This window comes from Sphingomonas sp. BE138 (genome assembly GCF_031456125.1).
GTDB lineage: Bacteria > Pseudomonadota > Alphaproteobacteria > Sphingomonadales > Sphingomonadaceae > Sphingomonas.
Genome location: NZ_JAVDUC010000026.1, coordinates 1 through 22,251 on the forward strand (window position 1 = coordinate 1; position 22,251 = coordinate 22,251).

Annotated in this window: 23 protein-coding genes and 3 tRNA genes; 14 read left to right on the plus strand and 12 right to left on the minus strand. The window is 66.4% G+C overall.

Annotation, left to right across the window (positions count from 1 at the left end; all coding sequences use genetic code 11):
• Positions 1 to 149: 149 nt before the first annotated feature.
• On the minus strand, positions 150 to 668 hold the full coding sequence (locus J2Y58_RS18545; protein ID WP_310106497.1) for a GNAT family N-acetyltransferase: 519 nt from the start codon (positions 666 to 668) through the stop codon (positions 150 to 152).
• A 167-nt stretch (positions 669 to 835) separates the two neighbouring features.
• On the opposite strand from J2Y58_RS18545, the gene ccmC reads away from it, so the two are divergent.
• The 3 genes from ccmC to J2Y58_RS18560 all read left to right on the plus strand — a co-directional run bounded on the left by ccmC (position 836) and on the right by J2Y58_RS18560 (position 2,722).
• Positions 836 to 1,561, plus strand: a complete 726-nt coding sequence (ccmC, locus tag J2Y58_RS18550) for a heme ABC transporter permease CcmC (RefSeq protein ID WP_310106499.1) — start codon at positions 836 to 838, stop codon at positions 1,559 to 1,561.
• Positions 1,562 to 1,658: 97 nt separating this feature from the next.
• The gene (gene ccmE, locus J2Y58_RS18555) at positions 1,659 to 2,096 is read left to right on the plus strand and encodes a cytochrome c maturation protein CcmE (protein WP_310106501.1); all 438 of its coding nucleotides are present in this window, start codon (positions 1,659 to 1,661) and stop codon (positions 2,094 to 2,096) included.
• Complete coding sequence (locus J2Y58_RS18560) at positions 2,096 to 2,722, plus strand: hypothetical protein (protein ID WP_310106503.1); 627 nt, start codon at positions 2,096 to 2,098, stop codon at positions 2,720 to 2,722. Before ccmE ends, J2Y58_RS18560 begins: the two co-directional genes overlap by 1 nt.
• A gap of 41 nt (positions 2,723 to 2,763) precedes the next feature.
• On the opposite strand, the gene J2Y58_RS18565 is transcribed toward J2Y58_RS18560, so the two are convergent.
• On the minus strand, positions 2,764 to 2,982 hold the full coding sequence (locus J2Y58_RS18565) for a DUF3072 domain-containing protein (protein ID WP_310106505.1): 219 nt from the start codon (positions 2,980 to 2,982) through the stop codon (positions 2,764 to 2,766).
• 132 nt (positions 2,983 to 3,114) lie between these two features.
• Here J2Y58_RS18565 and J2Y58_RS18570 point away from each other — a divergent pair, with 132 nt between their 5' ends.
• From J2Y58_RS18570 to J2Y58_RS18580, 3 genes are all read left to right on the plus strand, one after another.
• Positions 3,115 to 5,034 (plus strand): potassium transporter Kup, encoded by a 1,920-nt coding sequence (locus J2Y58_RS18570; RefSeq protein WP_405053139.1) that lies wholly within the window; start codon positions 3,115 to 3,117, stop codon positions 5,032 to 5,034.
• A complete protein-coding gene (locus J2Y58_RS18575) occupies positions 5,031 to 5,552 on the plus strand; it encodes a 2'-5' RNA ligase family protein (protein ID WP_310106507.1) in 522 nt (173 codons plus the stop codon). Before J2Y58_RS18570 ends, J2Y58_RS18575 begins: the two co-directional genes overlap by 4 nt.
• 61 nt (positions 5,553 to 5,613) lie before the next feature.
• Positions 5,614 to 5,690, plus strand: a tRNA-Met gene (locus tag J2Y58_RS18580).
• Positions 5,691 to 5,705: 15 nt separating this feature from the next.
• Here the strand turns inward: J2Y58_RS18580 and J2Y58_RS18585 are convergent.
• Together J2Y58_RS18585 and rimO are read right to left on the minus strand one after the other, a co-directional pair.
• Positions 5,706 to 6,731, minus strand: a complete 1,026-nt coding sequence (locus tag J2Y58_RS18585; RefSeq protein WP_310106509.1) for a methyl-accepting chemotaxis protein — start codon at positions 6,729 to 6,731, stop codon at positions 5,706 to 5,708.
• A 59-nt stretch (positions 6,732 to 6,790) separates the two neighbouring features.
• Entirely contained in the window at positions 6,791 to 8,131 is a 1,341-nt protein-coding gene (gene rimO, locus J2Y58_RS18590; RefSeq protein ID WP_310106511.1) for a 30S ribosomal protein S12 methylthiotransferase RimO, read from the minus strand.
• Positions 8,132 to 8,225: 94 nt separating this feature from the next.
• Between rimO and J2Y58_RS18595 the strand changes: the two genes are divergently transcribed.
• Positions 8,226 to 9,320 carry an anhydro-N-acetylmuramic acid kinase gene (locus tag J2Y58_RS18595; protein WP_310106513.1) on the plus strand — a complete coding sequence of 365 codons (1,095 nt, stop codon included), beginning with the start codon at positions 8,226 to 8,228 and terminating at the stop codon, positions 9,318 to 9,320.
• A gap of 21 nt (positions 9,321 to 9,341) precedes the next feature.
• Here J2Y58_RS18595 and J2Y58_RS18600 read toward each other — a convergent pair whose 3' ends face one another.
• The 7 genes from J2Y58_RS18600 to aroA all read right to left on the minus strand — a co-directional run bounded on the left by J2Y58_RS18600 (position 9,342) and on the right by aroA (position 15,768).
• Positions 9,342 to 9,764, minus strand: a complete 423-nt coding sequence (locus tag J2Y58_RS18600; protein WP_310106515.1) for a DUF4112 domain-containing protein — start codon at positions 9,762 to 9,764, stop codon at positions 9,342 to 9,344.
• 5 nt (positions 9,765 to 9,769) lie between these two features.
• Positions 9,770 to 11,143 carry an ABC transporter substrate-binding protein gene (locus J2Y58_RS18605; RefSeq protein WP_310106516.1) on the minus strand — a complete coding sequence of 458 codons (1,374 nt, stop codon included), beginning with the start codon at positions 11,141 to 11,143 and terminating at the stop codon, positions 9,770 to 9,772.
• A gap of 80 nt (positions 11,144 to 11,223) precedes the next feature.
• Positions 11,224 to 11,307, minus strand: a tRNA-Leu gene (locus J2Y58_RS18610).
• Positions 11,308 to 11,376: 69 nt separating this feature from the next.
• Positions 11,377 to 11,658, minus strand: coding sequence for an integration host factor subunit beta (locus J2Y58_RS18615; protein WP_310106518.1), 282 nt, complete (start codon positions 11,656 to 11,658; stop codon positions 11,377 to 11,379).
• A gap of 185 nt (positions 11,659 to 11,843) precedes the next feature.
• Complete coding sequence (gene rpsA / locus J2Y58_RS18620; protein ID WP_310106519.1) at positions 11,844 to 13,550, minus strand: 30S ribosomal protein S1; 1,707 nt, start codon at positions 13,548 to 13,550, stop codon at positions 11,844 to 11,846.
• A gap of 260 nt (positions 13,551 to 13,810) precedes the next feature.
• Complete coding sequence (locus J2Y58_RS18625; protein WP_310106521.1) at positions 13,811 to 14,434, minus strand: d(CMP) kinase; 624 nt, start codon at positions 14,432 to 14,434, stop codon at positions 13,811 to 13,813.
• The gene (gene aroA, locus J2Y58_RS18630) at positions 14,431 to 15,768 is read right to left on the minus strand and encodes a 3-phosphoshikimate 1-carboxyvinyltransferase (protein ID WP_310106523.1); all 1,338 of its coding nucleotides are present in this window, start codon (positions 15,766 to 15,768) and stop codon (positions 14,431 to 14,433) included. The genes J2Y58_RS18625 and aroA overlap by 4 nt, the downstream gene beginning before the upstream one ends.
• Positions 15,769 to 15,866: 98 nt before the next feature.
• Between aroA and J2Y58_RS18635 the strand changes: the two genes are divergently transcribed.
• The 3 genes from J2Y58_RS18635 to J2Y58_RS18645 all read left to right on the plus strand — a co-directional run bounded on the left by J2Y58_RS18635 (position 15,867) and on the right by J2Y58_RS18645 (position 17,004).
• Complete coding sequence (locus J2Y58_RS18635; RefSeq protein ID WP_294198592.1) at positions 15,867 to 16,187, plus strand: FYDLN acid domain-containing protein; 321 nt, start codon at positions 15,867 to 15,869, stop codon at positions 16,185 to 16,187.
• Positions 16,188 to 16,272: 85 nt separating this feature from the next.
• Positions 16,273 to 16,348 (plus strand) — tRNA-Ala (locus tag J2Y58_RS18640).
• 485 nt (positions 16,349 to 16,833) lie between these two features.
• On the plus strand, positions 16,834 to 17,004 hold the full coding sequence (locus J2Y58_RS18645) for a hypothetical protein (RefSeq protein WP_310106527.1): 171 nt from the start codon (positions 16,834 to 16,836) through the stop codon (positions 17,002 to 17,004).
• Between the two features lie 80 nt (positions 17,005 to 17,084).
• On the opposite strand, the gene J2Y58_RS18650 is transcribed toward J2Y58_RS18645, so the two are convergent.
• Positions 17,085 to 19,046 (minus strand): SIR2 family protein, encoded by a 1,962-nt coding sequence (locus tag J2Y58_RS18650; RefSeq protein ID WP_310106528.1) that lies wholly within the window; start codon positions 19,044 to 19,046, stop codon positions 17,085 to 17,087.
• Between the two features lie 407 nt (positions 19,047 to 19,453).
• Here J2Y58_RS18650 and yhhA point away from each other — a divergent pair, with 407 nt between their 5' ends.
• From yhhA to J2Y58_RS18670, 4 genes are read left to right on the plus strand one after another with little or no spacing between them, the layout of a single operon-like run.
• Positions 19,454 to 19,603 carry a YhhA family cyclophane-containing RiPP gene (gene yhhA, locus J2Y58_RS18655; protein ID WP_310106529.1) on the plus strand — a complete coding sequence of 50 codons (150 nt, stop codon included), beginning with the start codon at positions 19,454 to 19,456 and terminating at the stop codon, positions 19,601 to 19,603.
• A gap of 19 nt (positions 19,604 to 19,622) precedes the next feature.
• Positions 19,623 to 20,741, plus strand: coding sequence for a cyclophane-forming radical SAM/SPASM peptide maturase YhhB (gene yhhB / locus J2Y58_RS18660; protein ID WP_310106531.1), 1,119 nt, complete (start codon positions 19,623 to 19,625; stop codon positions 20,739 to 20,741).
• A complete protein-coding gene (gene yhhC, locus J2Y58_RS18665) occupies positions 20,738 to 21,319 on the plus strand; it encodes a cyclophane-containing peptide 2OG-Fe(II) oxygenase YhhC (protein WP_310106532.1) in 582 nt (193 codons plus the stop codon). The genes yhhB and yhhC overlap by 4 nt, the downstream gene beginning before the upstream one ends.
• Positions 21,316 to 22,161, plus strand: coding sequence for an aKG-HExxH-type peptide beta-hydroxylase (locus tag J2Y58_RS18670; RefSeq protein WP_310106534.1), 846 nt, complete (start codon positions 21,316 to 21,318; stop codon positions 22,159 to 22,161). The genes yhhC and J2Y58_RS18670 overlap by 4 nt, the downstream gene beginning before the upstream one ends.
• Positions 22,162 to 22,251: the final 90 nt, after the last annotated feature.

Below are 22,251 nucleotides of genomic sequence, written 5' to 3' on the forward strand. Positions count from 1 at the left end.
ACCGTACACATGGAGGCCAGGATGTCGCATCTTGCGCCAGTTCGCCACGAAGAACCCCTACAGCTCCCACCACCAGCGAGTTTTCGGACGGTCTCGTTCCCAATCGGGAACGGCAAACGTTCCGGAGCCAAGGAAAAGAAGGGACGGCATTAGCCGATCGAAGTGCGTTCCAGCGTCGTGAAAGGACCGCCTCTGTAAACGACGTTGCCAAACGAGACGTAACCCAGCTTTTCCGCGAGGATCAAAGATGGCCGATTGTCAGGTGCGATAAGGCAGACGGTGCGTTGGCGGTCGGCGCTGCTGCCGTACCATTTGAGAGCCGCCATCGCCGCTTCATAAGCATATCCACGACCTTGGGACTCTGAAGTGAAAACCCACGCCGCCTCACCCACCCCGTCAAAGTCGTGACCCAACCCTCGATGAAAATCAGCCAAGCCGGTTTCGCCGATAAAGCGACCGCTAGACCTCTCAAAAACAGCGAACATGCCGTAGTCGAAATACGCCCAGTGTCCGGCGTAGCGTAGAAGCCGGTTCCAAGCATCCTCCGCAGGCATTGGTTGACCGCCTAGAAACTGAACAACATTCGGATCAGAAACCATTCTTAAATAAGCGTCAAAGTCGCTGGTGTTGTACGGCCGAAGCGTGAGCCGATCAGTTTCGATCATCATGCTTCATGCGTATCGGTACGTTCGTTCGAAGGGAAGCTGCCGGGGCGGAGCACTCAGCTTTCCCTTTTCTCGATCCCATAAGAGAACAGGCAACAGCGCTCCGTCGTCCGTCATGCCGCCCGACCCAAGGGGGTGACGACCGCCCCCGCATCGCCTATCCCAGCCTCGTGCCGACCCTCCACGCCTTCGCCAATCCGGCGCGTTTCCTGAAGATCGCCCGCCCGCTGACACCCGTGCTGTGGTGGCTGGGCGTGGCGCTGATCGCGATCGGCTGCTGGGCCGGGCTCACGCAGACCCCCGCCGACTATCTGCAGGGCGAGACGGTGCGCATCCTCTACATCCACGTGCCGTCCGCGTGGCTCGGCATGGGCGGGTGGAGCGGGATCGCGGTCTCCAGCATCGTTTTCCTCGTCTGGCGCCACCCGCTGGCGATGGTCGCCGCGCGCGCGATCGCGGTGCCCGGCGCGATTTTCGCCGCCTTGTGCCTCGTCACCGGCGCGATCTGGGGGCGGCCGACCTGGGGGACGTGGTGGCAGTGGGACGGGCGGCTGACCTCGATGCTGCTGCTGTTCTTCGTCTATCTCGGCTTCATCGCGCTGGCGCAGGCCGATCGCGAGCGCGACGGCGACGGGCGCATCCCCGCGCTCTACGGCATCGCGGGCACCGTGCTGCTGCCCGTCATCCGCTATTCGGTCGTCTGGTGGAACACGCTCCACCAGGGGCCGAGCATCGGGCTGACCGGCTCCACCATCGACCGCGCATTGCTGTGGCCGTTGCCGATCATGCTGCTCGGCTTCACGTTCTTCTTCGGCGCGGTGGTGCTGATGCGGATGCGCACGCTGCTGGCGCGCGAAAAGGCCGAGGCGCGGCTGCGGCGGCGGGCGCGCGCATGAACCCGTGGCCGTTCGTCACCGCCGCCTATGCGCTGACGCTGCTCGCCGCGGCGGTGCTCGCCTGGCTCAGCTGGCGGCAGATGCGGGATGCCGAGAAGTGACGCGCAAGAACCAGCGGCTGGTGCTCGTGCTGCTCGGGCTGGCGGCTATCGGTGCGGCGGCGCTGCTGGCGCTGTCGGGGCTGCGCGACCAGGCGGCGTTCTTCTACGCGCCGGGCGACGTCGCGGGCCATCTGCCGCCGCCCGACAAGGCGGTACGATTGGGCGGAATGGTCGAGCGCGGGTCGATCCGCCGCGCCGCCGACGGCGTCTCGATCGACTTTCGCGTGACGGACGGCCGCGCGGTCACCCCGGTGCGGTTCAGCGGCATCGCCCCCGACCTGTTCCGCGAGGGTTCCGGCGTGGTCGCCGAGGGGCATTTCCGGCCCGACGCCTCGTTCGTCGCCACCAACCTGCTCGCCAAGCACGACGAGAAATACATGCCGCCGCAGGTGGCGGGCAAGATGCACGAGACGCGCACGCTGGAGGGCCAGTGATGGGCTTTGTGGCGCTCCTGCTGCTGGGCGGCGCGGCGTTCGCGGCCATGGCGTTCGGCTTCCGCGTCGACCGGCTGCTCTGGTCGATGCTCGGGGCTGCATTGTGCCTGGGCGGGGTCGGCTATGCGTGGCAGGGCCGCCCGATGCTCGGCGCCGCGCAGCCGCGCCCCGCCGCGACGACGCCGCCGATCGACGTCGAGGAAGCGCAGCTGCGCGACAGCATGTTCGGTCGCTTCAACGCCGACACCGCCTATCTGGTCGCCGCCGACGCGATGACGCGCAGCGGCAACGACGATGCCGCGGCGCGGGTGGTGCTGGGCGGGCTGTCAAAGCTGCCGCAGAGCTTCATCCTGTGGACCTGGGCCGGCGTGACGCTTGCCGCCGACGCCGGCCACCGCGTCACTCCGCCCGCATTGCTCGCCTTCCGGCAGGCCGCGCGGCTCGCGCCCGAACATCCCGCTCCGCCTTATTACCTCGGCTTCGCCTATCTGGAGGCGGGGGAGGTGCGGAAGACCCGGACGCTGTGGGCGCGCGCCGTCCGCCTGTCGCCGGAGGGCACGCCGTACCGAACCGAGATCGCGCGGCGCCTGGCGCTCCTGGATCGCCTGATCGCCGCCGCGAACTGAGGATTTTGCGTGCGGAGGCTGCTATTTCCGGGGCTGCGGCGTCACCGGCCGCGCCCGGTCTGCTCCTGAAGCGCATCGATCCGCTTCGACGCTTCCGCCTTGGTCAGCGATTCGTCGAACTCTTCGCCCGCTTCCTCGCTCAGCGTCTTCAGATAACTCGCCTGCGCGCCGGTCATGGCCTCGTCGCCGGTCGTCCAGTCGTCCGGATCCTTCTCGGCATTGGAGAAGGGCTCGTTCTTGGGATTGTGCGTTTCGCTCATCGGTAATCCTTTCGGGGGACACAACATTTTTGTTCGCCGCCTGTTCCGCGTTGCGGGCGCATCGGGCGCGTGCTAGTCGCGCGGCATCATGGCCACGAAAGCGGACGTCCTCTCGACAGCGGTGGCCAGCGCGTGAGCGTCAGCACCACCGACCCAGCGATCCGGGCACAAGCCGGCGCGACCCATCACCACCACAGCGGCAGCCTCGCCCGACTCGCGCTTGGCGCGATCGGCGTCGTCTACGGCGACATCGGCACCAGTCCGCTGTACGCGATGAAGGAAGTCTTCGTCGGGCACCATCCGCTCGCCGTCGATCCGCTCCACATCTTCGGCGTCATCAGCCTGGTCTTCTGGTCGCTGATGCTGATCGTGACGTTGAAATACGTCCTGATCGTGTTGCGCGCCGACAATAACGGCGAAGGCGGAAGTCTTGCGCTGCTGGCGCTGATCCAGCGGCGATCGGGCGCGGGCAAGAAATGGGGGACCAGCCTCGTCATCCTCGGCGTCCTCGCCACCGCTTTGTTCTTCGGCGACTGCATGATCACCCCCGCGATCTCCGTCCTGTCGGCGGTGGAGGGGCTCGCGACGGTCGAGCAGGGCTTCGATTCCTTTGTATTGCCGATCGCAGTCACGATCCTGATCGCATTGTTCTACATGCAATCGATCGGCACCGAAAAGGTCGGGCGACTGTTCGGTCCGATTATGCTGGTCTATTTCGTCGTCCTGGCGATCATGGGCGTGCTGCACATCATCCAGCGGCCCGATATCCTGTTTGCGCTCAATCCGCTCTACGCCGTGCGCTTCGCGATGAACGACGGGGGGTTGGCGTTCCTGGCACTCGGCTCGGTGGTATTGGCGGTGACCGGCGCGGAGGCGCTGTACGCCGACATGGGCCATTTCGGGCGGCGACCGATCGAACTGGCGTGGCTGGCGTTCGTGCTGCCGGCGCTGATGCTCAACTATCTGGGGCAGGGCGCGCTGTTGCTGGAACAGCCCTCGGCCGCCGAAAACCCGTTCTTCCTGATGGCGCCCGAGGATTGGCGGCTGCCTCTGGTGATCCTGGCGACGATGGCGACCGTCATCGCCAGCCAGGCCGTCATCACCGGGGCCTATTCGGTGGTGCAGCAGGCGGTGCAACTCGGGCTGATGCCACGCATCCGCATCACGCACACCAGCGCGTCGGAGGCGGGACAGATCTACATCCCCGCCGCGAATTGGGCGCTGATGGTCATGGTGCTGCTGCTGGTATTCGGCTTCGGCGAGTCGTCGAACCTGGCCGCAGCGTACGGGATCGCGGTGACGGGGACGATGTTCATCTCGACCTGTATGATCGGGGTGCTCATCCGCCGCGTCTGGCACTGGCCGCTCTGGGCTACCGCGCTGTTCGAGGTCGTGTTCCTGTCGATTGACGGCATGTATTTCGCGTCGAACCTGACGAAGGTGCCCGACGGCGGCTGGTTCCCGCTGCTGGTCGCGGTGATCGTCTTCGTGCTGCTGACCACCTGGTCGCAGGGCCGCAAGCTGATGATCGAGCGGATGCGCGAGGCGGCGATGCCGATCAAGATCTTCATCGACTCGGCGGCGACCTCGGCGACGCGCGTGTCGGGGACGGCGGTCTTCATGACCTCGACCCCCGAAGGCGTGCCGCATGCGCTGCTTCATAACCTCAAGCACAATCGCGTTTTGCACGAGCGGGTGATCCTGCTGACCGTACGCGTCACCGACATGCCCTATTTCCCCGAGGAAGATCGTTTCCTCCATGAGGATCTCGGGCAGGGCTTCCACCGCGTGATCCTGCGTTACGGGTTCATGGAGGAACCGGACGTGCCCGCGCATCTCAAGTCCTTCGACGGCTGCGGCGCGGCGTTCCGGATGATGGACACCAGCTTCTTCCTCAGCCGCCAGACGCTGCTCGCCTCCGAGCGGCCCGGCATGGCGATCTGGCGCGAAAAGCTGTTCAGCTGGATGCTGCGCAACGCCGAGAGCGCGATGGAATTCTTCCGATTGCCGACGAACCGCGTCGTCGAACTCGGCAGCCAGATTGAGATTTGACCGAGGACGTCAGCCTCGCGCCGATCATCGTCACCGCACTGTTCGGTGCTGCCGACCAGGCGTTCTTCGATGCGGAGCGCCGTGCGTACTTTCCTCCGGAGCGCAACCAGCTCGCGGCGCACCTGACGATGTTCCATCATCTGCCGCCGACGCTCGCGCCCGAACTGCGTCAGCGGCTGGTGGCGGAGACGCGCGGCATCCCGGCGCCACAGGCCCGGCTCGCAGACGTCATGTCGCTCGGGCGCGGCGTCGCGTACCGGATCGACAGCCCCGAGCTGGTCGCGATCCGCACGCGCCTTGCCGACGCGTTCGCGGGATTGCTGACGCCGCAGGATGCCGGCGGCTGGCGTGCGCACGTGACGGTGCAGAACAAGGTCGAGCCCGCCGTTGCCAAGGCATTGTTGGCAACGCTTCGCCACGCCTTCCGCCCACGTCCGGTGGCGATCGCCGGGCTCGCCGCCTGGTGGTATCGCGGCGGTCCCTGGGAATTGCTGTCGCGGCATATGTTCGGCGCTTGACGGCTTCGAACGGGCTGTTATAGCCCGCGCCTCACGAACGCTGGTTCCCCCCGCGAGACGGGGCGGAGTAGCTCAGCTGGTTAGAGCAGCGGAATCATAATCCGCGTGTCGGGGGTTCAAGTCCCTCCTCCGCTACCAGCGTTCGTGGTGTTTCTACCCCGCCATCGCCACCATGATCGCGCTGTCGGACGCGACATGATCCTCTATCACGCAGCGGAAGTCGAGGCCGGGAACGCCGTGGTTGCTCGGCACGGTCGCGTGGGCGACGACCAGATCGTCCAGCGACTGCACCGGCGTGCCCGCGGCGGCAAGTGCGTGCGGATGCTGTTCGTGGAAGGCGCGTGTGCCGGTCGTCGCGACGATCCGGCCGAGCGGATCGACGATCGAGATCGTGGCACGACGCGACGACCGGTTCATCACGTCGATCAGTTTGGCGACCTGCCCTTCGAAGTCGTATTCGAGATAGCAGACCCCCGCCGTGACGCCCTCGATCGTCACCGGCGCCACGAAGATCAGCACCTTACGATGCCGTGACCATGGGTTCGCCCATACTTCGTCGGTGAGCCAGCCTTGCGGCAGCGGGCCGCGCATCACCGCCTGGAACTGCGGGAAGCCGTCGAACCGGACCGGTCGGATCGCGGCGTCGTCGTGCGCGCACACCCCAACCGTCCCGTCGCCGGCGACCACGAACGCATTGAGGAAGTAGGGCGAGAAGCCGAGCAGCGAACGCATCCGCTCGAGCGCGCGGGCCTGTGCGCGTGCGTCGTCGGGCAGCAGCAGGCTTTCGCGGATCGCATGGTCGCTGGCGAGCACGCGGACGTCGATGGTGCGGTCGAACAGCGTTCGCGACAACGCGTCGGCGATCGACTGCGCCAGTTCGCCGAGCCGTCCGCCTTCCAGTTCATGGACCAGATCGGCGGCGATCTCGCCGCCCTGGTTGAGGCGGCCGAGCAGCTCCTCGCGAAAGGCACGTGATGAGTTGCTGGCCTGCGCAGCGAGGGTCTTCACCTCCTGCGCGACGACGCCGAACCCGCGCCCCGCCTCGCCGGAACGCGCCGCCTCGATCGCGGCATTGAGCGCCAGCAATCGCGTCTGACCTGCAATCGCCTCGGAGCGGTCCGCGTGCGCGGCCACGTCGGCGCTCAGCAATTGCAGGAGTGACCGGATACGGCGCGGCATGATGTCTCCTTGTGAGACAACATCCTTAGAACAGGAGAGTTAACCGTTCGTGCCGAAGCTCATCGACGTCGGGCCGGCACGCCGAAGAGATCGTGCTCGTCCGCGTCCTCGATCGCGACGGGTACGATGTCGCCCAGCACCAGATGGCCGGCGTCGCGCAGGTGAACCTCGCCATCGATCTCCGGCGCATCCGCCATCGACCGCCCGGTGGCGCCGCCGCCTTCCGCATCGACCGCATCGACGATGACGTCTAGCGTGCGTCCGACCTTCGCGGCGAGTTTCGCAGCGGAGATCGCGGCGGTCTTCTCCATGATGCGCGCGTAGCGCTCTTCCTTGATCGCCTCGGGAACGGGGTCGGGCAGTGCGTTCGCCGACGCGCCTTCGACCGGCTCGAAGCGGAACGCGCCGACACGGTCGAGTTGCGCTTCGTCCAGCCAGTCGAGCAAATACTGAAAATCCGCTTCGGTCTCACCGGGGAAGCCGACGACGAAGGTCGAGCGGATCGCGATGTCGGGGCACATCTCGCGCCACGCCTTGATCCGGCCCAGCACCTTGGCGTCGTTGGCGGGGCGCTTCATTCGGCGCAGCACCGCCGGTGCGGCATGCTGGAACGGTATGTCGAGGTAGGGAAGCACCAATCCCTCGGCCATCAAGGGGATGACCTGATCGACGTGCGGGTAAGGATAGACGTAGTGGAGCCTAATCCACGGCGCGATCCGGCCCAGTTCGCGCGCCAGATCGGTCATGTGCGGGCGTATTTCGGCGCCCTTCCACAACCGCGGCTGGTCGCGGATGTCGATGCCGTAGGCGGAGGTGTCCTGGCTGATGACCAGCAATTCCTTCGTGCCCGCTGCGACCAGCTTCTCCGCCTCGCGCAGGATCGCATCGGGGCGGCGGCTTACCAGATCGCCGCGCAAGCTTGGAATGATGCAGAAGGAGCAGCGGTGGTTGCAGCCTTCCGATATCTTCAGATAGCTGTAATGGCGCGGGGTCAGCTTCAGCCCGGCGTCCGGGATCAGGTCGACGAACGGGCTAAGCGCTGCGGGCGCGGCGGCATGGACCGCCTCCACCACCTGCTCATATTCGTGCGCGCCGGTGATCGCCAGCACGTCGGGGAAGCGCGCGCGGATCGCCTCGGCCTCCTTGCCCATGCAGCCCGTGACGATGACGCGACCATTCTCGGCGATCGCCTCGCCGATCGCCTCCAGCGACTCCTCCTTCGCCGAATCAAGGAAGCCGCAGGTGTTGACGAGCACCACGTCGGCGCCGGAGTAGTCGGCGGACATCTGATAGCCGTCGGCGCGAAGCTGGGTCAGGATCCGCTCGCTGTCGACCAGGTTCTTGGGACAGCCGAGCGAGACCATGCCCACGCGGGGCGGTGAGGGAATTTGCGTTGCCATGGGATCGCTCGCACATAATGCGCTACGGCGGAATTTGCCAGTAGCGCCTGACGACGCGATAGGATGCGGCGGTTCACGGCGGGAGGGCGCGGAGATGTTGGCAATCGGATTGATGTCGGGCACGTCGCTCGACGGCATCGACGCGGCGCTGATCGAGACGGACGGCCGGCGCGTGGTCCGACGGATCGCCTTTCGTGGCGAGGCCTATTCGGACGCTGCTCGGACACAATTGGCCGAAGCGACCGCGCTCGCGCTCACCTATCCGCGACCGCGTGCGAGCCCGCCGCTGTTGGCCGCCGAGGCGCTGATCACGCGAACCCATGCGCTCGCCGCGCAGAAACTGATGCGCGATGCCGGCGTCGCCGCCGCGGACATCGGCGTCGTCGGCTTCCACGGGCAGACGGTCGCGCACCGTCCCGATCGCCGCTGGACCTGGCAGATCGGCGACGGGCAGGCGCTGGCCGATGCGAGCGGCATCCGAACCGTCGCCGATTTCCGCAGCGCCGACGTCGCCGCCGGCGGGCAGGGCGCGCCGCTGATCCCGGTCTATCATGCCGCGCTGGCGGCGGATCTCGGCGGACCGATCGCGATCCTCAACCTGGGCGGGGTGGCGAACGTGACGTTGGTGGAGGATGGCGAAGCGATCGCCGCTTTCGATACCGGGCCCGCCAATGGCCTGATCGATAGCTGGGTGGAGCAGGAGATCGGCGCACGGTTCGACCGCGACGGTGCGCTGGCAGCAGCGGGGCAGGTGGACGAAATCGTGCTGACCGCGATGCTCGACCACCCGTTCTTCGCCGCGCCCTTCCCCAAATCACTCGATCGCAACGATTTCACGGTGCAGCCCGCCCGCGGGCTGTCCGCCGCGGACGGTGCCGCAACGCTGACCGCCTTTACCGCCGCCACAATAGCCGAAGGGCTGGCCGCGCTGCCGATCGCACCGCGGCGCTTGCTGGTGGCGGGCGGCGGACGCCACAATGCGACGTTGATGCGCATGTTGGCGGAGCGGACGGGTCTGGTGCCGGAGCCGGTCGAGGCGCTCGGCTGGCATGGAGACGGCCTTGAGGCGGAGGGCTTCGCCTATATGGCGGTCCGTACGCTTGCCGGCCTGCCGATCAGCTTTCCGGGGACCACCGGGGTACCGCGCGCGATGCCGGGCGGAACGGTATTCGCGCCGCGCGACGCTTGATCGAAGGAAGTAGCGCGAGGATCAGCGCTGCAGCGTCACCGTTGCGGGATGATGACGATCAAGGTGCTTCTTGATCCGCTTCACGTTGCGGGTGTTCGAACGATAAAACAGGTCGGCCGCATCCCCGACAACCGGCACCATGCCGAGCATCGTGTCGAAACCGACCCGCGCGGTCATCCCGAACAGGGCCAATCGGCTCATGCCGAGATTACGCGCTTCCCACACCAGCCACATGCCCATCGCGCCGGACAGCAGATCGCCGACGACCGGGACGAGCCCGACGATCGCGTCCAATCCGACGCGGCGATTGATGCCGGGAATGACGTAGAGCCCCTCCAGGAGCCGTTCGACCGCCTCGATCCGGCGGCGGACCGCGGCAGCGTCGCGGCCGACCGGCAGCTGGTCGAACAACGTGGCGTTCAATGGGGTCGGACGAGCGTTCATGTCCCTTAATTGGGATCGGGCCGCAACCGGTTCAACGGGTGCCAGGCGCGGGGGTTGGGCTGCCACTGGCGCAGCCGCAGCGCCACCAGCGACCACCGGAACGGTCGGGCGAGCGGCACGAACGCGACGTCCTCGGTCAGCAATCGATCGGCCTGCGCGGCCGCTTGTGCACGCTGCGGCAGCGTGTCTGCCAGCCGCGTCGCCTCGATCGCGGCAGCCGCCTCGGACGAGCAGGCGACGCACGCCTCCGCCAGATACCAGCGCGCGCTGTCATAGGGCGCGACACGGTCGAGAAGCCGCAGGTCGGCTCCCTGATCGTCGAGCGCGACCCGCAACGGTTGAATACCGACCGCGTACAGGTCGCGGGCCAATCGTGCCCACAGCAACGTACCGCCAGGGCCACCAGGCAACGCGAGCCGAAGTACCGGCACGCCGTGCGCCACGCGCCAGGCGGCGACCTGCGTACGGGCCGCGGCAGGTCGCTGCTCGGGGGGTAGCGTCGCCCACGCCGGCACCATCGGCGGCGCCGCGGAATCGAGCTGTTCGGGCAGTACGGTCTCGCGGGCTGGCCAGTCGGCCGACACGCTCCCGGTCAGGTCGGTCCGGTCGAAGGCCTGCGCCACCGCCGCGCGGTTCGCGGCAGCCGCCAGGAAGCCTTCGCGCTTCACGATCGCCAGGCCGAACAGGCCGGCGGCAGGATCGATGCGGACGTTGGCTGGCGCAGGGTTGGCGGTGCGCAGGATCGGCCAGTCGACGAGCGTACCGCCGCTGACCAGATCCGACTGGCGCTCCACGAAGCGCAGGATCGCCGCTGCGGCGCGCTCGCCCCGAAGGCGCACGTCTTGCTCCGGTGTAGGGCCCTCTTCGTCGGGGGCGCGATCCGGATCGCGCGCCGGTGTCAGCAGAATGCCGTCGCGCGCGCCGGCGCGGCGTCGGAAAGGGCCGGCCCCGCCCGGCTTGCCGGGGCGGACCAGCGCCATTTCAGGCTGGGCGAATAGCTTGAGCAAATCGGGGCGCGGTCGAGCGAGTTCGATCTCGATCACTTCCGGCGTCATCTCGACGATCGAAGCAACCGCGGTCAGATAGGGGGCTACGGCATTGGCGGCGCCGCGAGATACCTGTCGGCGCAACAGCGGAACGATGTCTCCGGCGCGAACCTGGGACCCGTCGTCCCATTGCGCACGTCGCAATCGGAAAATGTAGCTGCGGCCGTCGTCGATTACGATCCAGCGTTCGGCGATCCCCGACTCGATCTGTCCTGCTGCGTCGAAACGCACGAGGCCCTGAGCCAGTGAGTCGGTCAACAGTCGATCGCTGGTGCGAAGATCACGGCGGTCGCGCGTCGCGAGCGTCGGCGCGGTGCCGATCACGCTAACCACCACCGGTCCCACATCGGCGCGGCGGCCACACGATGCGGCGGAGAGTGTCAGCGCGACGCCTGCGACCAGACGGAAGATGCTGGTGCGGGCGGCGGGACTCGAACCCGCACGCCAATGGCAGAGGATTTTAAGTCCCCAGCGTCTACCGATTCCGCCACGCCCGCGCATCGCGATCCACGAAGCGGTTGCGGCCGCCCGCGTCAAGCCGTTGCGGCCCGCCGCGGCCGCGCGCCTTACGCGACGTTCAGGCGCTGGCGCATTTCCTTGCCGGGCTTGAAGAAGGGCACGCGCTTCGCATCGACCGCAACCGTCTCGCCGGTGCGCGGGTTGCGGCCGACCCGCGCGTCGCGCGCGCGGGTGGAAAACGCGCCGAAGCCGCGCAACTCCACCCGCCCATCATCCGCCAGGCGTGCGACGATCTCGTCGAAGAAGGTCGAAATGATCGCCTCCACGTCGCGCTGGGACAGGCCGGGATTGTCCTTCATCAGGGCTTGCACCAGTTCCGACCGTATCATCTCGCGCTATTCCTTGACGTTCACGTTACTTCCAGCACGGGCTAATACAGATAAGTTCCGGCGCCGTGTAGGACCGAACCGAACGGCAATATGCAAATTGGGTCACTCCCACGCCGTTCGCAAACAAAAAGGAGACCGGCCAAACGGCCGATCTCCTCCTTCTCGCAAACGATAGCGTTACCAGCTTACTTCTTCGTATCGCGGGCCTTCAGCGCCTCGCCAAGGATGTCGCCCAGCGACGCACCCGAGTCGGACGAGCCATACTGCGCGACGGCCTGCTTCTCCTCGGCGATCTGCATGGCCTTGACGGAGAAGGTCGGCTTCTTCGAACGATCAAAGCCGGTCACCATCGCGTCGAACTTCTGGCCGACCTGGAAACGCTCCGGGCGCTGCTCGTCGCGGTCGCGGCCGAGGTCGGTGCGCTTGATGAAGCCGGTCGCCCCATCGTCGCCCGCCTGCACTTCGAGGCCCGCGTCGCGGACTTCAAGGACAGTGACGGTGACGACCTGGTTCTTGCCCAGGCGGTCGCCCGCGCCCGCCGCAACCGGACCGCCGCGCTCGAGCTGCTTCATGCCGAGCGAGATGCGCTCCTTCTCCGGATCGATATCGAGCACGACCGCCTGCACGGTCTCGCCCTTGCGGTGCAGGTTGAGGGCATCCTCGCCCGACACACCCCAGGCGATGTCGGACATGTGGACCATGCCGTCGACGTCGTTGTCCAGGCCGATGAACAGGCCGAACTCGGTGGCGTTCTTGACTTCGCCCTCGACGGTCGAGCCGATCGGGTGCGCGGCGGCGAACGCCTCCCACGGGTTGTTCTGCGCCTGCTTCAGGCCCAGCGAGATGCGACGCTTGTCCTCGTCGACCTCGAGCACGACGACGTCGACTTCCTGCGAGGTCGAGACGATCTTGCCCGGGTGGACGTTCTTCTTGGTCCAAGACATTTCGCTGACGTGCACCAGGCCCTCGATGCCGGCTTCCAGCTCGACGAACGCACCATATTCGGTGATGTTCGTGACGCGGCCCGACAGCTTCGCGCCGACCGGATACTTGGCGGCGGCACCGTCCCACGGATCGCTCTCGAGCTGCTTCATGCCCAGCGAGATGCGCTGCGTGTCCTTGTTGATGCGGATGATCTGCACCTTCACGGTGTCGCCGATGTTGATCATCTCGCTCGGATGGCCGACGCGCTTGTAGCTGAGGTCGGTGACGTGCAGCAGGCCGTCGATACCGCCCAGGTCGACGAACGCACCGTAATCGGTGATGTTCTTGACGACGCCATCGATGATCTGGCCTTCATGCAGCGACTGGATCAGGCCCGAACGCTGCTCGGCGCGGGTCTCTTCCAGCACGGCGCGGCGGCTGACGACGATGTTGCCGCGCTTGCGGTCCATCTTCAGGATCTGGAACGGCTGCGGGATGTCCATCAGCGGGGTGACGTCGCGCACCGGGCGGATGTCGACCTGCGAGCCCGGCAGGAATGCCACGGCGCCGTTCAGGTCGACGGTGAAGCCGCCCTTCACGCGGCCGAAGATCACGCCTTCGACGCGCGCGGTCTTGGCGAATTCCAGCTCCAGCTTGTCCCAGGCGGCCTCGCGGCGGGCGCGGTCGCGGCTGAGCATCGCTTCGCCATGCATGTTCTCGACGCGGTCGACGTACACCTCGACTTCGTCGCCGACCTTCAAATCGGCCTTCTGGCCCGGCGCGGGCGCGAACTCGCGCAGCGGCACGCGGCCTTCGCTCTTCAGGCCGACGTCGATGACGACCAGATCGTTTTCGATGGCTGTGACGGTGCCCAGCACCACGCGGCCCTCGAAGCTGTCGGCGCCGCCGAACATATCATCGAGCATCGCCGCGAATTCATCACGCGAGGGAGTTGCCACAGAGGCCATAAATGAAACTGTCCTATGTCGTTTTCCGGCCAGGCGGTTGGGTCCGCCGGTCTTGGCCATCACCGCCGCGCCGACCCCGTGTCGGGCGCGACATCCAATGAAGTGGGGAGCGACGGGGGCCCTTCGCGGCTATGCGAAAAGGGCGCGAGGGAAATACCGTCGCGCCGCGCCTCCGCGAGCCCCAGCCCGCCGGACCGCCGCGCCCTAGAGGAAAAGCAGCCGGAAAGCAAGGTCGGCCGGAATCGCCACCTCCCGTACCGCTATTGCTGAAGACGCCCGTCCACCAGCGCGATCGCGCGCGACACGGCGGCATCGATCGAAAGAAAGCTGGTATCGAGTTCCATCGCATCCTGTGCCGGCACCAGCGGGGCGACGGAGCGCGAGCTGTCGCGATCGTCGCGGATGCGGATGTCGGCGAGCACCTGATCGTAGCTGATCGCGCTGCCGCGCGCGTGCAGTTCGTCGTGGCGACGGCGCGCGCGGATCATCGGCGTCGCGCGGACGAACAACTTGGCGTCGGCATCCGGCGCAATCACCGTCCCGATGTCGCGTCCGTCGAGAACCGCGCCGCCGGGCTGATGCGCGAACCTCTTCTGCCGTTGCATCAATGCGGCCCGCACCAGCGGATGCGCCGACACGATCGAGGCGGTCTGGCCGGTCGCATCCTCGCGCAGGAGCGGGTCGCCGAGCAGCGCGTCATCGAAATCGCACGCTGCGACCGCATCGGCCTCGATGGCGGGATCGAGATCGAGCCGCAGCACTTGTGCGGCGACCGCCCGGTAGAGCAAGCCGGTATCCAGATGCGGCACGCCATAGTGCCGCGCCAGTGCCCGCGCGATCGTGCCCTTGCCCGATGCGGCGGGACCGTCGACCGCGATGATCACGCCGCTTCCCCGGAAAGCGTGGCAAGCTGCTGATAAAAGGCCGGGTAGCTGGTGGCGACCGGCGCGATGTCGTCGATGGTCACCGGCACTCGCGCATGAAGCCCGGCGACGGTCATGCTCATCGCGATGCGATGATCCAGTTTCGTGGCGACCGATGCGCCGCCCGCGATCTTTTCGCCGCCGGAGCCATGGACGGTCAACCCGTCCTCATGCTCCTCGGTCCTGACGCCGTTGGGTTCCAGGGCCGCACGCATCGCGGCGATCCGATCGCTCTCCTTCACCCGCAGCTCTTCCGCACCGCGCGCGACCGTCTTGCCCTCGGCAAAGGCGGCGGCGACGAACAGCGCGGGGTATTCGTCGATCATCGACGGGGCGAGGTCGTGCGGCACGACGATCCCTGCCAAGGCGGCGTGGCGGACGCGCAGATCGGCTACCGGCTCGCCGCCGACCGTCCGTGGATCGAGTTCGCCGATGTCCGCACCCATCATCCGCAGCGCGGTCACCAATCCGGCACGCGTCGGGTTCAGCCCGACATTCTCGATCACCACGTCGCTGCCCGGCACGATCGATGCCGCCACCATCCAGAACGCGGCGGAGGACGGATCGCCGGGGACCACGATCGATTGCGGCTTCAGCTCCGCCTCGCCCGTCAGCGAGATGACGCGCCCGCGAGGCCCCTGCTCGACGGTCAGTTGAGCGCCGAACCCGGCGAGCATCCGCTCGCTGTGATCGCGCGTCGGCACCGGCTCGATCACGCGCGTGATGCCGGGGGTGTTGAGCGCGGCGAGCAGCACCGCCGACTTCACCTGCGCCGAGGCCACCGGCAGTTCGTAGTCGATCGGCACTGCCGGGCGGGCACCGCGGACCATCAGCGGCAGGCGCGTTCCCGGCGACGCCTCGATCGACGCACCCATCCGTTCGAGCGGCACGGTTACGCGCGCCATCGGGCGCGCCGACAGGGACGCGTCGCCGGTGAAGGTCGCAGTGATCGGATGGCTGGCGACCAGTCCCATCAGCAGCCGCGTCGACGTGCCCGAATTGCCCATGTCGAGCGCCTGGCTCGGCTGGAGCAGGCCGCCGACCCCGACGCCGTGGATGCGCCAGACGCCATCGTCGCCGCGCGCGATCGTCGCGCCCATCGCGCGCATCGCGGCGGCGGTGGCGAGCACGTCCTCGCCCTCCAATAAGCCTTCGACGCGGCTCTCGCCGACCGCCAGCGCCGACAGCATCAGCGAGCGGTGGCTGATCGACTTGTCGCCGGGAACGCGGATCCGCCCCGCCAGCCGCGTCGGCGTGGGGACGATGAACGGGGTAGGGGAGGAAGAATGCGCCATGCGCGCCGCGCCTTGCCAGCCGCCTTGCGCTATGGCAAGGCACGCGCCACTTCACGGGGCGACCTGTTGATCCACCCATCCGAAAGGCTTTTCACGGCATGATCCAGCCGGAATGGGGCACGAAGCGTACGTGCCCGAAATGCGCAACGCGTTTCTACGACCTGCAGAAGGACGAGCCCGTCACCTGCATCAACTGCGGCTATGCCTGGGAACCGGAGCCGATCCTGAAGTCCAAGCAGCCGCTGCCGTTCGAGGCCGCGAAGCCGGACAAGGAGAAGGTCGACGCCGACCTGGCCGGCGACGACGAGGATCTGGACACCGGCGAAGACGAAGAGCCCTCGGCCGATGACGAGGTCGACCTGGGCGGTGACGACGACCTGGGCGTCGAAACCAGCAACGAAGATGATGAAAACAACTGATTTCTGAAAAAAGGCGCGGCAGGCGGCAATTCGCCGCTTGCCAAGCCGGCAGCCCCCGGTTAGTGGGCTGCCTCCCGGACGGAATGGGGCCGTAGCTCAGCTGGGAGAGCGTCGCAATGGCATTGCGAAGGTCAGGGGTTCGATCCCCCTCGGCTCCACCATTCTAACTGCTTGATTGATGCCGCTAAGGCTTTGACCGGCCGGTGTGCTCGTTCCTGCCTTGTTCTAAGTCGCGGATCGCACACGGATCGCAGGGGTTATCCGTTCTGTGATTGTTCTGCTGCGAGCAGAACTTCATAGCTGGCTCCTTGGCGGCCTACTGAGCAAGCCACCCCCCTCGTCTTCAGGAGCCGCTGCTGCACGTTATGGGAAGGCGGCCTGTCCGCTGTCTGGCAGTGCACCGGGATAAGTGAATGTTCGCTGCTTAGCGGCGGCGCAACAAACACACCATTCATTCAGAAAGTCTGCCACTGCGGCCCCTGTCATCGCCCCTGTCTTACGTGGAGCACCGACTGGCTATCCAGGCCTGCGGGTTTCACCGCTCCTGCTTGCCCGCCCACGCCGTGTACCGCATGTCGCAAGCGCAGGTGGCTGAGGCACTGGAGATCACCCAGGGGCACACAGCAAGGTGGTGGGGGCTCGCGCAGTGCTGCCGGTTAAGCTCGCCGAGCGCATGGAGACGTGGTTGGTGGAAGGCGGTCGGACGCCCCAGGGCGACAACGCGACCCGCAGGATCGACTCGCTCCAGGCATTGATACGCCGCGAAAGCATGGAACTCATCCATTTGGTTCGGCTCGCCGAAGCGATCGATCCCTGATCTCCTTCACGCGCGACCGTACGAGTGCTCGATGCGGATGGAGTGATCTGCCGCAGCCCCCCGTTCCGGCGCAGGCCAGTTCAAGCCTGTGGTGGGAGGTCCTCCAGGCGTTGCCGGACTTCGGCGACCTTGTCGCTGTCGCCTGCGCGAACATAGGCACGTTCGGCCCTAAGAAGCGCGTCGCGTGCGTCGCTTCCAAGCCGCTGGGCCTCTTCGGCATCGACGCGCTGCATCAGCGCGATCAGCGCGCCCGCAAGATTGAAGTGCAGGCCCGCCTCGTCCTCCGGCTGAGTCGCGTCGCGGCGCGGGTGCTCCGCCACTTCACGGAACAGCTGGACCGCTTCGCGCGCGTCCTGATCGTTGTCCTGGTCGGACGCGCCGAGCACCTGCAGCGCGGCGGCGAGACCTTCCCGAACCTCGATCGTAGAGAGCGTCCGGTCGGGAGCCTGCTCCAACGCCTCGAGTGCCGCGCGATAGTCTTCCGCGGCCCGTCGCATGTCATTGACGTCGTCGTTGTTGCTCTCGGCACGACGGTGATGCGCCTGTGCGCGATAGAAGAGGAGACGGCCGCGACCCGTCCAATCGGTTGATCCGAGCTTCCCCAACCACTCCGATGCGGTGGCCACGATGCGCTCCAAGGCTTCCGCGTCGTCGCCTTCGCCGCCAGCCTCCGACAGATCGAACAGGGCGTCGAGGAGGGAGAGCACGTTCTCTGTCTGCTCGCGGCCGCTGGTCGCCGCGATCAACGCCTCGAATTCCGAGATGGCGATGTCGAGCATCGCGCGGTTCGCCGTCGCGTCGTCCTCGAAAAGCGAGAGGGCATTTAACGCGTGGATCCTCGCCGCGCCGGGATCGGCCGCGGGATCGACCTCGCCGAGAGCGGCCCGGGCCTGACCGTACTCGCCGGCGGCGCGCAGGCGAGCGGCCTTTTGCCTCGGCTCCTCGGGAGGCGGCGCCCCCACCATCGCCGCTTCGATCTTCTCCCGATAGCTCTCGATGAGGATGGCGGCCTCCGAGACGGACTCCGGCGCCACCAGCTCGACGCGATGATTGAAGAGTTCGCCGATCGGATCGGCGACCCAGCCCGGCTGGCCAATCCCGAGCTCCTGCATGAGGTCTCCGAAGAAGCGATCCGCTTCACCGCCGGCGATGGCGAACTTGTTTTCGCCGGCCAGGAGCTTTCGGCAGTCACCCGTCAGGCGCGCGGCGTCGTCCTCGTAACTGATCCAGTAGATTACCAGCTGCTCAAGCGAGCTCGAGGCCTGCAGCAGAAGCTTCATGAGACCTTCCTCGCCGCCCGCGTAGCCGACGACCACGAGGAGGTTGGCGCGTTGAAGGACGCCGTTGAGCATGGTGACGGGGCGGTGGTCGTGCATCGGCTCCGCCAGCGTCCGTGGGTCGTTGCGCATGGCGTAGGTGTTCATCGAGCCGTGCAGATGGATGAGTTGGGGCACAAGCGGCTCGGCGACGATCCGGTTCAATGCGCTGAAGCCGTCCGCGACGACGGGGATGATCCCCGTCCGGAAGATGCCGGTAAGCACGAGCTGGTCGAAGTTCGTGGTGAGGACGGTGTTGACGTAGCGCTGCGCGACGAGCTCGCCGAGACAGGCGTGGGCCCAGTTCAGCTTCCCCTTGGAATTCTCAATCAGTCCGTAGATTAGCTCGCGCTGCTGGTTAGGCGACTTGAGGTGTTCGGCGAAGAAGTACTGGTAGAGTTCGCCCCACTGCGGCTTCCCGTCATCGGCGAACGCCCTGTTCTTCTCCACGTGGCTGGCCGCGACGAGCCGCCGCAGCGCCTCATCCGAGCGTTCTTCGTCGTCCGCGCCATTAGGGATTTCGCCGAGGTAGGCCTGCGCGAGGTGCAGCGCGACGAGCCTCGAGACGCCCCTAGCCGCCGGAATGCCTGCACTGACCGAGCAGCCCGCGCCCACGAGGAAGACGGCTCGCCCGCGGCTCGGCCCGTTCTCGTCCCCCTTCGCCAGCATCAGGTCGCGCGCCAGGTGCTGGACCGTCCGCCACTGTATGTCGCTGTCGTCGGCCATTTCGTCCCTCCGGCTATCCGGATAACCGCTCGGGAAGACGGTAGCCAGCACGCGGCGTCAGTTACCGCTTCTGGAACCCCGCGAACAAAGCCGCTTGTGGCAAACCGTCCCGCGCTGTGCTAAAGTACTGGCTGCCTAGTCCGAGAAGGTGATCTGTAAGAATGTTCACCTAATTACCGACCTATGGCTGTAAGTCTCGCAATGCGCTATGTATAACTGAATGTTCAAACATTCAGATGACATGAATACTTGAGATAGATATGCCAAGGTAGAAGGGCACGAGCCAATTTGTTGGACGTATGTCCAGGTTGATCCGGGAGCCGTCCCTGGAAATATCTTGAGGCGCAGGGTGTTAACGCCTGCGATCCGATGCTATCTGGACTAAACGCCTAACGAGGAGGTCCGTCATGGAGCACAAGGTCGTCAACCCACCGGTCGATGGTACGCGAGTGAAGCTCGACAGCGTTGCGCTGTCACGCCTCATGGACGAGGTCCGCAACAACACGGATCGGCAGCCGACGGCGTACAACCGGATGCACAACCGTCACAACCGCTGAGATCGGTCGGACAAGACCGGTGATCCCGATCGACACCGTCCTCGTGAAGCTGGCGAGCCGCTGCAATCTCGCCTGCGACTATTGCTACGTCTACCAGATGGGCGACGAGGCTTGGCGCTTGCAGCCGAAGCGCATGGCGGAAGCGACCGCGCAGGCGCTCGCGGGACAGCTGGCTAGGCTGGTCAAGCAACAGGGTCGGCCGCTCAGCGTCGTGTTCCACGGTGGCGAGCCGCTCCTCGTCGGCGTCCGTGCCTTCGAACAGATCTGCGCGCTCTTCAGATCGCATCTCGGTTCCTCGAGCGGATTGCACCTCCAGACGAATGGGGTGCTGCTCACCGACGAGGTCATCGACGTCTGCGCTCTGCATGACGTCGGGATCTCGATCAGCATCGACGGTCCCGAAGCCGTGCACGACCGGCACCGCGGAGATCATCGCGGGGCGGGCTCTCACGGGCGCGTTGTCGACGCGATCCGTCGCGTGCTCGCCCGCGGCTCGAGCTTCGACCTGCTCTCCGGCCTCCTTGCGGTAATCGACCTGGAGTCTGATCCGGCGGAAGTCTACGCATTCCTCAAGTCGCTCGGCGCGCCGAGCGTCGACCTGCTCTACCGCGATGGGAACCACGACACGCTTCCGCCTGGCAAATCGGGCGTTCGCTCGACGGAATATGGCGAATGGATGTCCCGCCTGCTGGACGTCTACCTCGATGACCGCGAACCCATACGGGTCCGCGTTCTCGATGACATGCTCCGCCTGGTGCTCGGCGGCCGATCTCGCAAGGAAGGAGTGGGCCTGGCAGAGTACGGCATACTGGTCGTAGACACCGACGGCACGATCGCGAAGAATGACACCCTCAAGTCCGCGTCTTCGGGCGACCGGTTCGCGGATCAGGTTTCGGCGCTTGATGGCGATCTCGTGACGTTTGTCCGGTCCGATACATTCGAAGCCTATCATCGGTCACAACGGCCGACCGCGCCCGAATGCCTTGTTTGCCCGGAGTTGGCCGTGTGCGGCGGGGGGATGCCAACGCACCGCTGGAGCGCGGAGAAGGGCCTCTCTAACCCGAGCGTCTTCTGCGCCGATCAGTTGCACCTGATCGCGCATATGCGCGATAGGGTCGGACTGGACGCTGCCGCGTGATCCTACCGGATCTGGCGCAGGCGGAGAGCTCGACGACGCCCTTCCCGCATTTCATCAGTCCCGACGTCATCTCCTCGGACGTGGCCGGGGCGGCGTTGCGCTGGTTGCGCGACGACGCCCAATGGGAGCTTCGCGTCGAAGACTTCTACGAGCAGCATGAGCTCGATCTCACCTTCGCGACCGGAGACGGCATAGCGGCGCTCGCCGCACCGGAGTTCGTGGCGGCGATCCGCGATGCCGCCGCGGCCCTCCTCCCCACCGAAGGTGAGCTCGAGTTGGTCGGCGTCACCGCACATCGCCTTACCGCCGGTCAGACGATACGTATTCACAACGACCACATCGGCAAGGATGAGACGCACCGGGTGCTCATCCAGCTGAACGAGGGCTGGAAGCCGGAGAACGGCGGGTTCCTTATGCTGTTCTCCGACGATCGACCCGAAGCTGTCGCGGAGGTCGTCGCGCCCGCGCCCGCGAGCGCGTTCGGCTTCCGGATCTCCGCGACGTCGCATCATGCGGTATCGACGGTGAGGGGCGGGGAGCGCTTCACGGTGGTGTATACGTTCCGGCAGACCGCGTGATCTCCGCCGACGAGCTTTGGCCGGCGCTACGGCGCGGGCCGGTGCTTCCCGATCCGCTGGTGCGCCTCCTGGCGCGTCGCCGGTGGAACGAGCTGAAGGACCTCGGGATAGATCCCGGCAACTACAGCACTGCCGCCATTCTTGCTCTATCCAGGGACGCACATCCCGTAACGGTCGCTTGGGTTCCTGTCGGAGGCTCCCCCGACGAGGTGGCTGCCGTCGAGCGCTTTGCCGTGATGCCGAGCAGGTATGTCGAACTCGGACTTATAGAAGCGACGCCTCCGCCTTCGCGCATCGAAGCCGCGCTTACCGAGGCGCTTCGACTGCTATCTCTGGTGCCCTGGGTGGCCGGGGCGATTGCGGCGGTCGTCAGATCCATCCACGTCCTGACGACCGACGGACCGGCGTACGACGTCAGTTACAGCGATCCCGACGTCCCGTTCTCTATCTTCGTGGGTGTGCATCCCGAACCCGTGCCACGGGAACGCCTCCGGATGGCGGAGGGCGTGCTCCACGAGGCTATGCATCTGCTCCTATCGCTGGTCGAGGACGTGGTGCCGCTGGTCGCCGGTTCGGGCGAGCTCAGGCACTCGCCGTGGCAAGGGCGTCCGCGGCCCGCCCAAGGCATCCTGCACGGTCTCTTCGTTTTCGCCTCGATCCGTGCTTTCATGTCGTCGCCGCTTCTGATCGAGCGGCTCGAGGCCGCGGAGATCGATCACGCTGCGGAACGCGTCTGCGTGATTGAGGAGGAGATGCGCGCCATCGCGGACCTGATGCAAAGCGACGATCTGACCGATGAGGGGCGCGAATTCGTCGCCGCGCTGCTGGCGCCAGTTCTATAAGGGCTAGCGGCTCCCCGAGCGCCTTCGCACGGGTTCGTCTTCGTTGATGTGGCTTTCGTGGCAAAGGTTCGGCTCGCACAAACAGCCGTC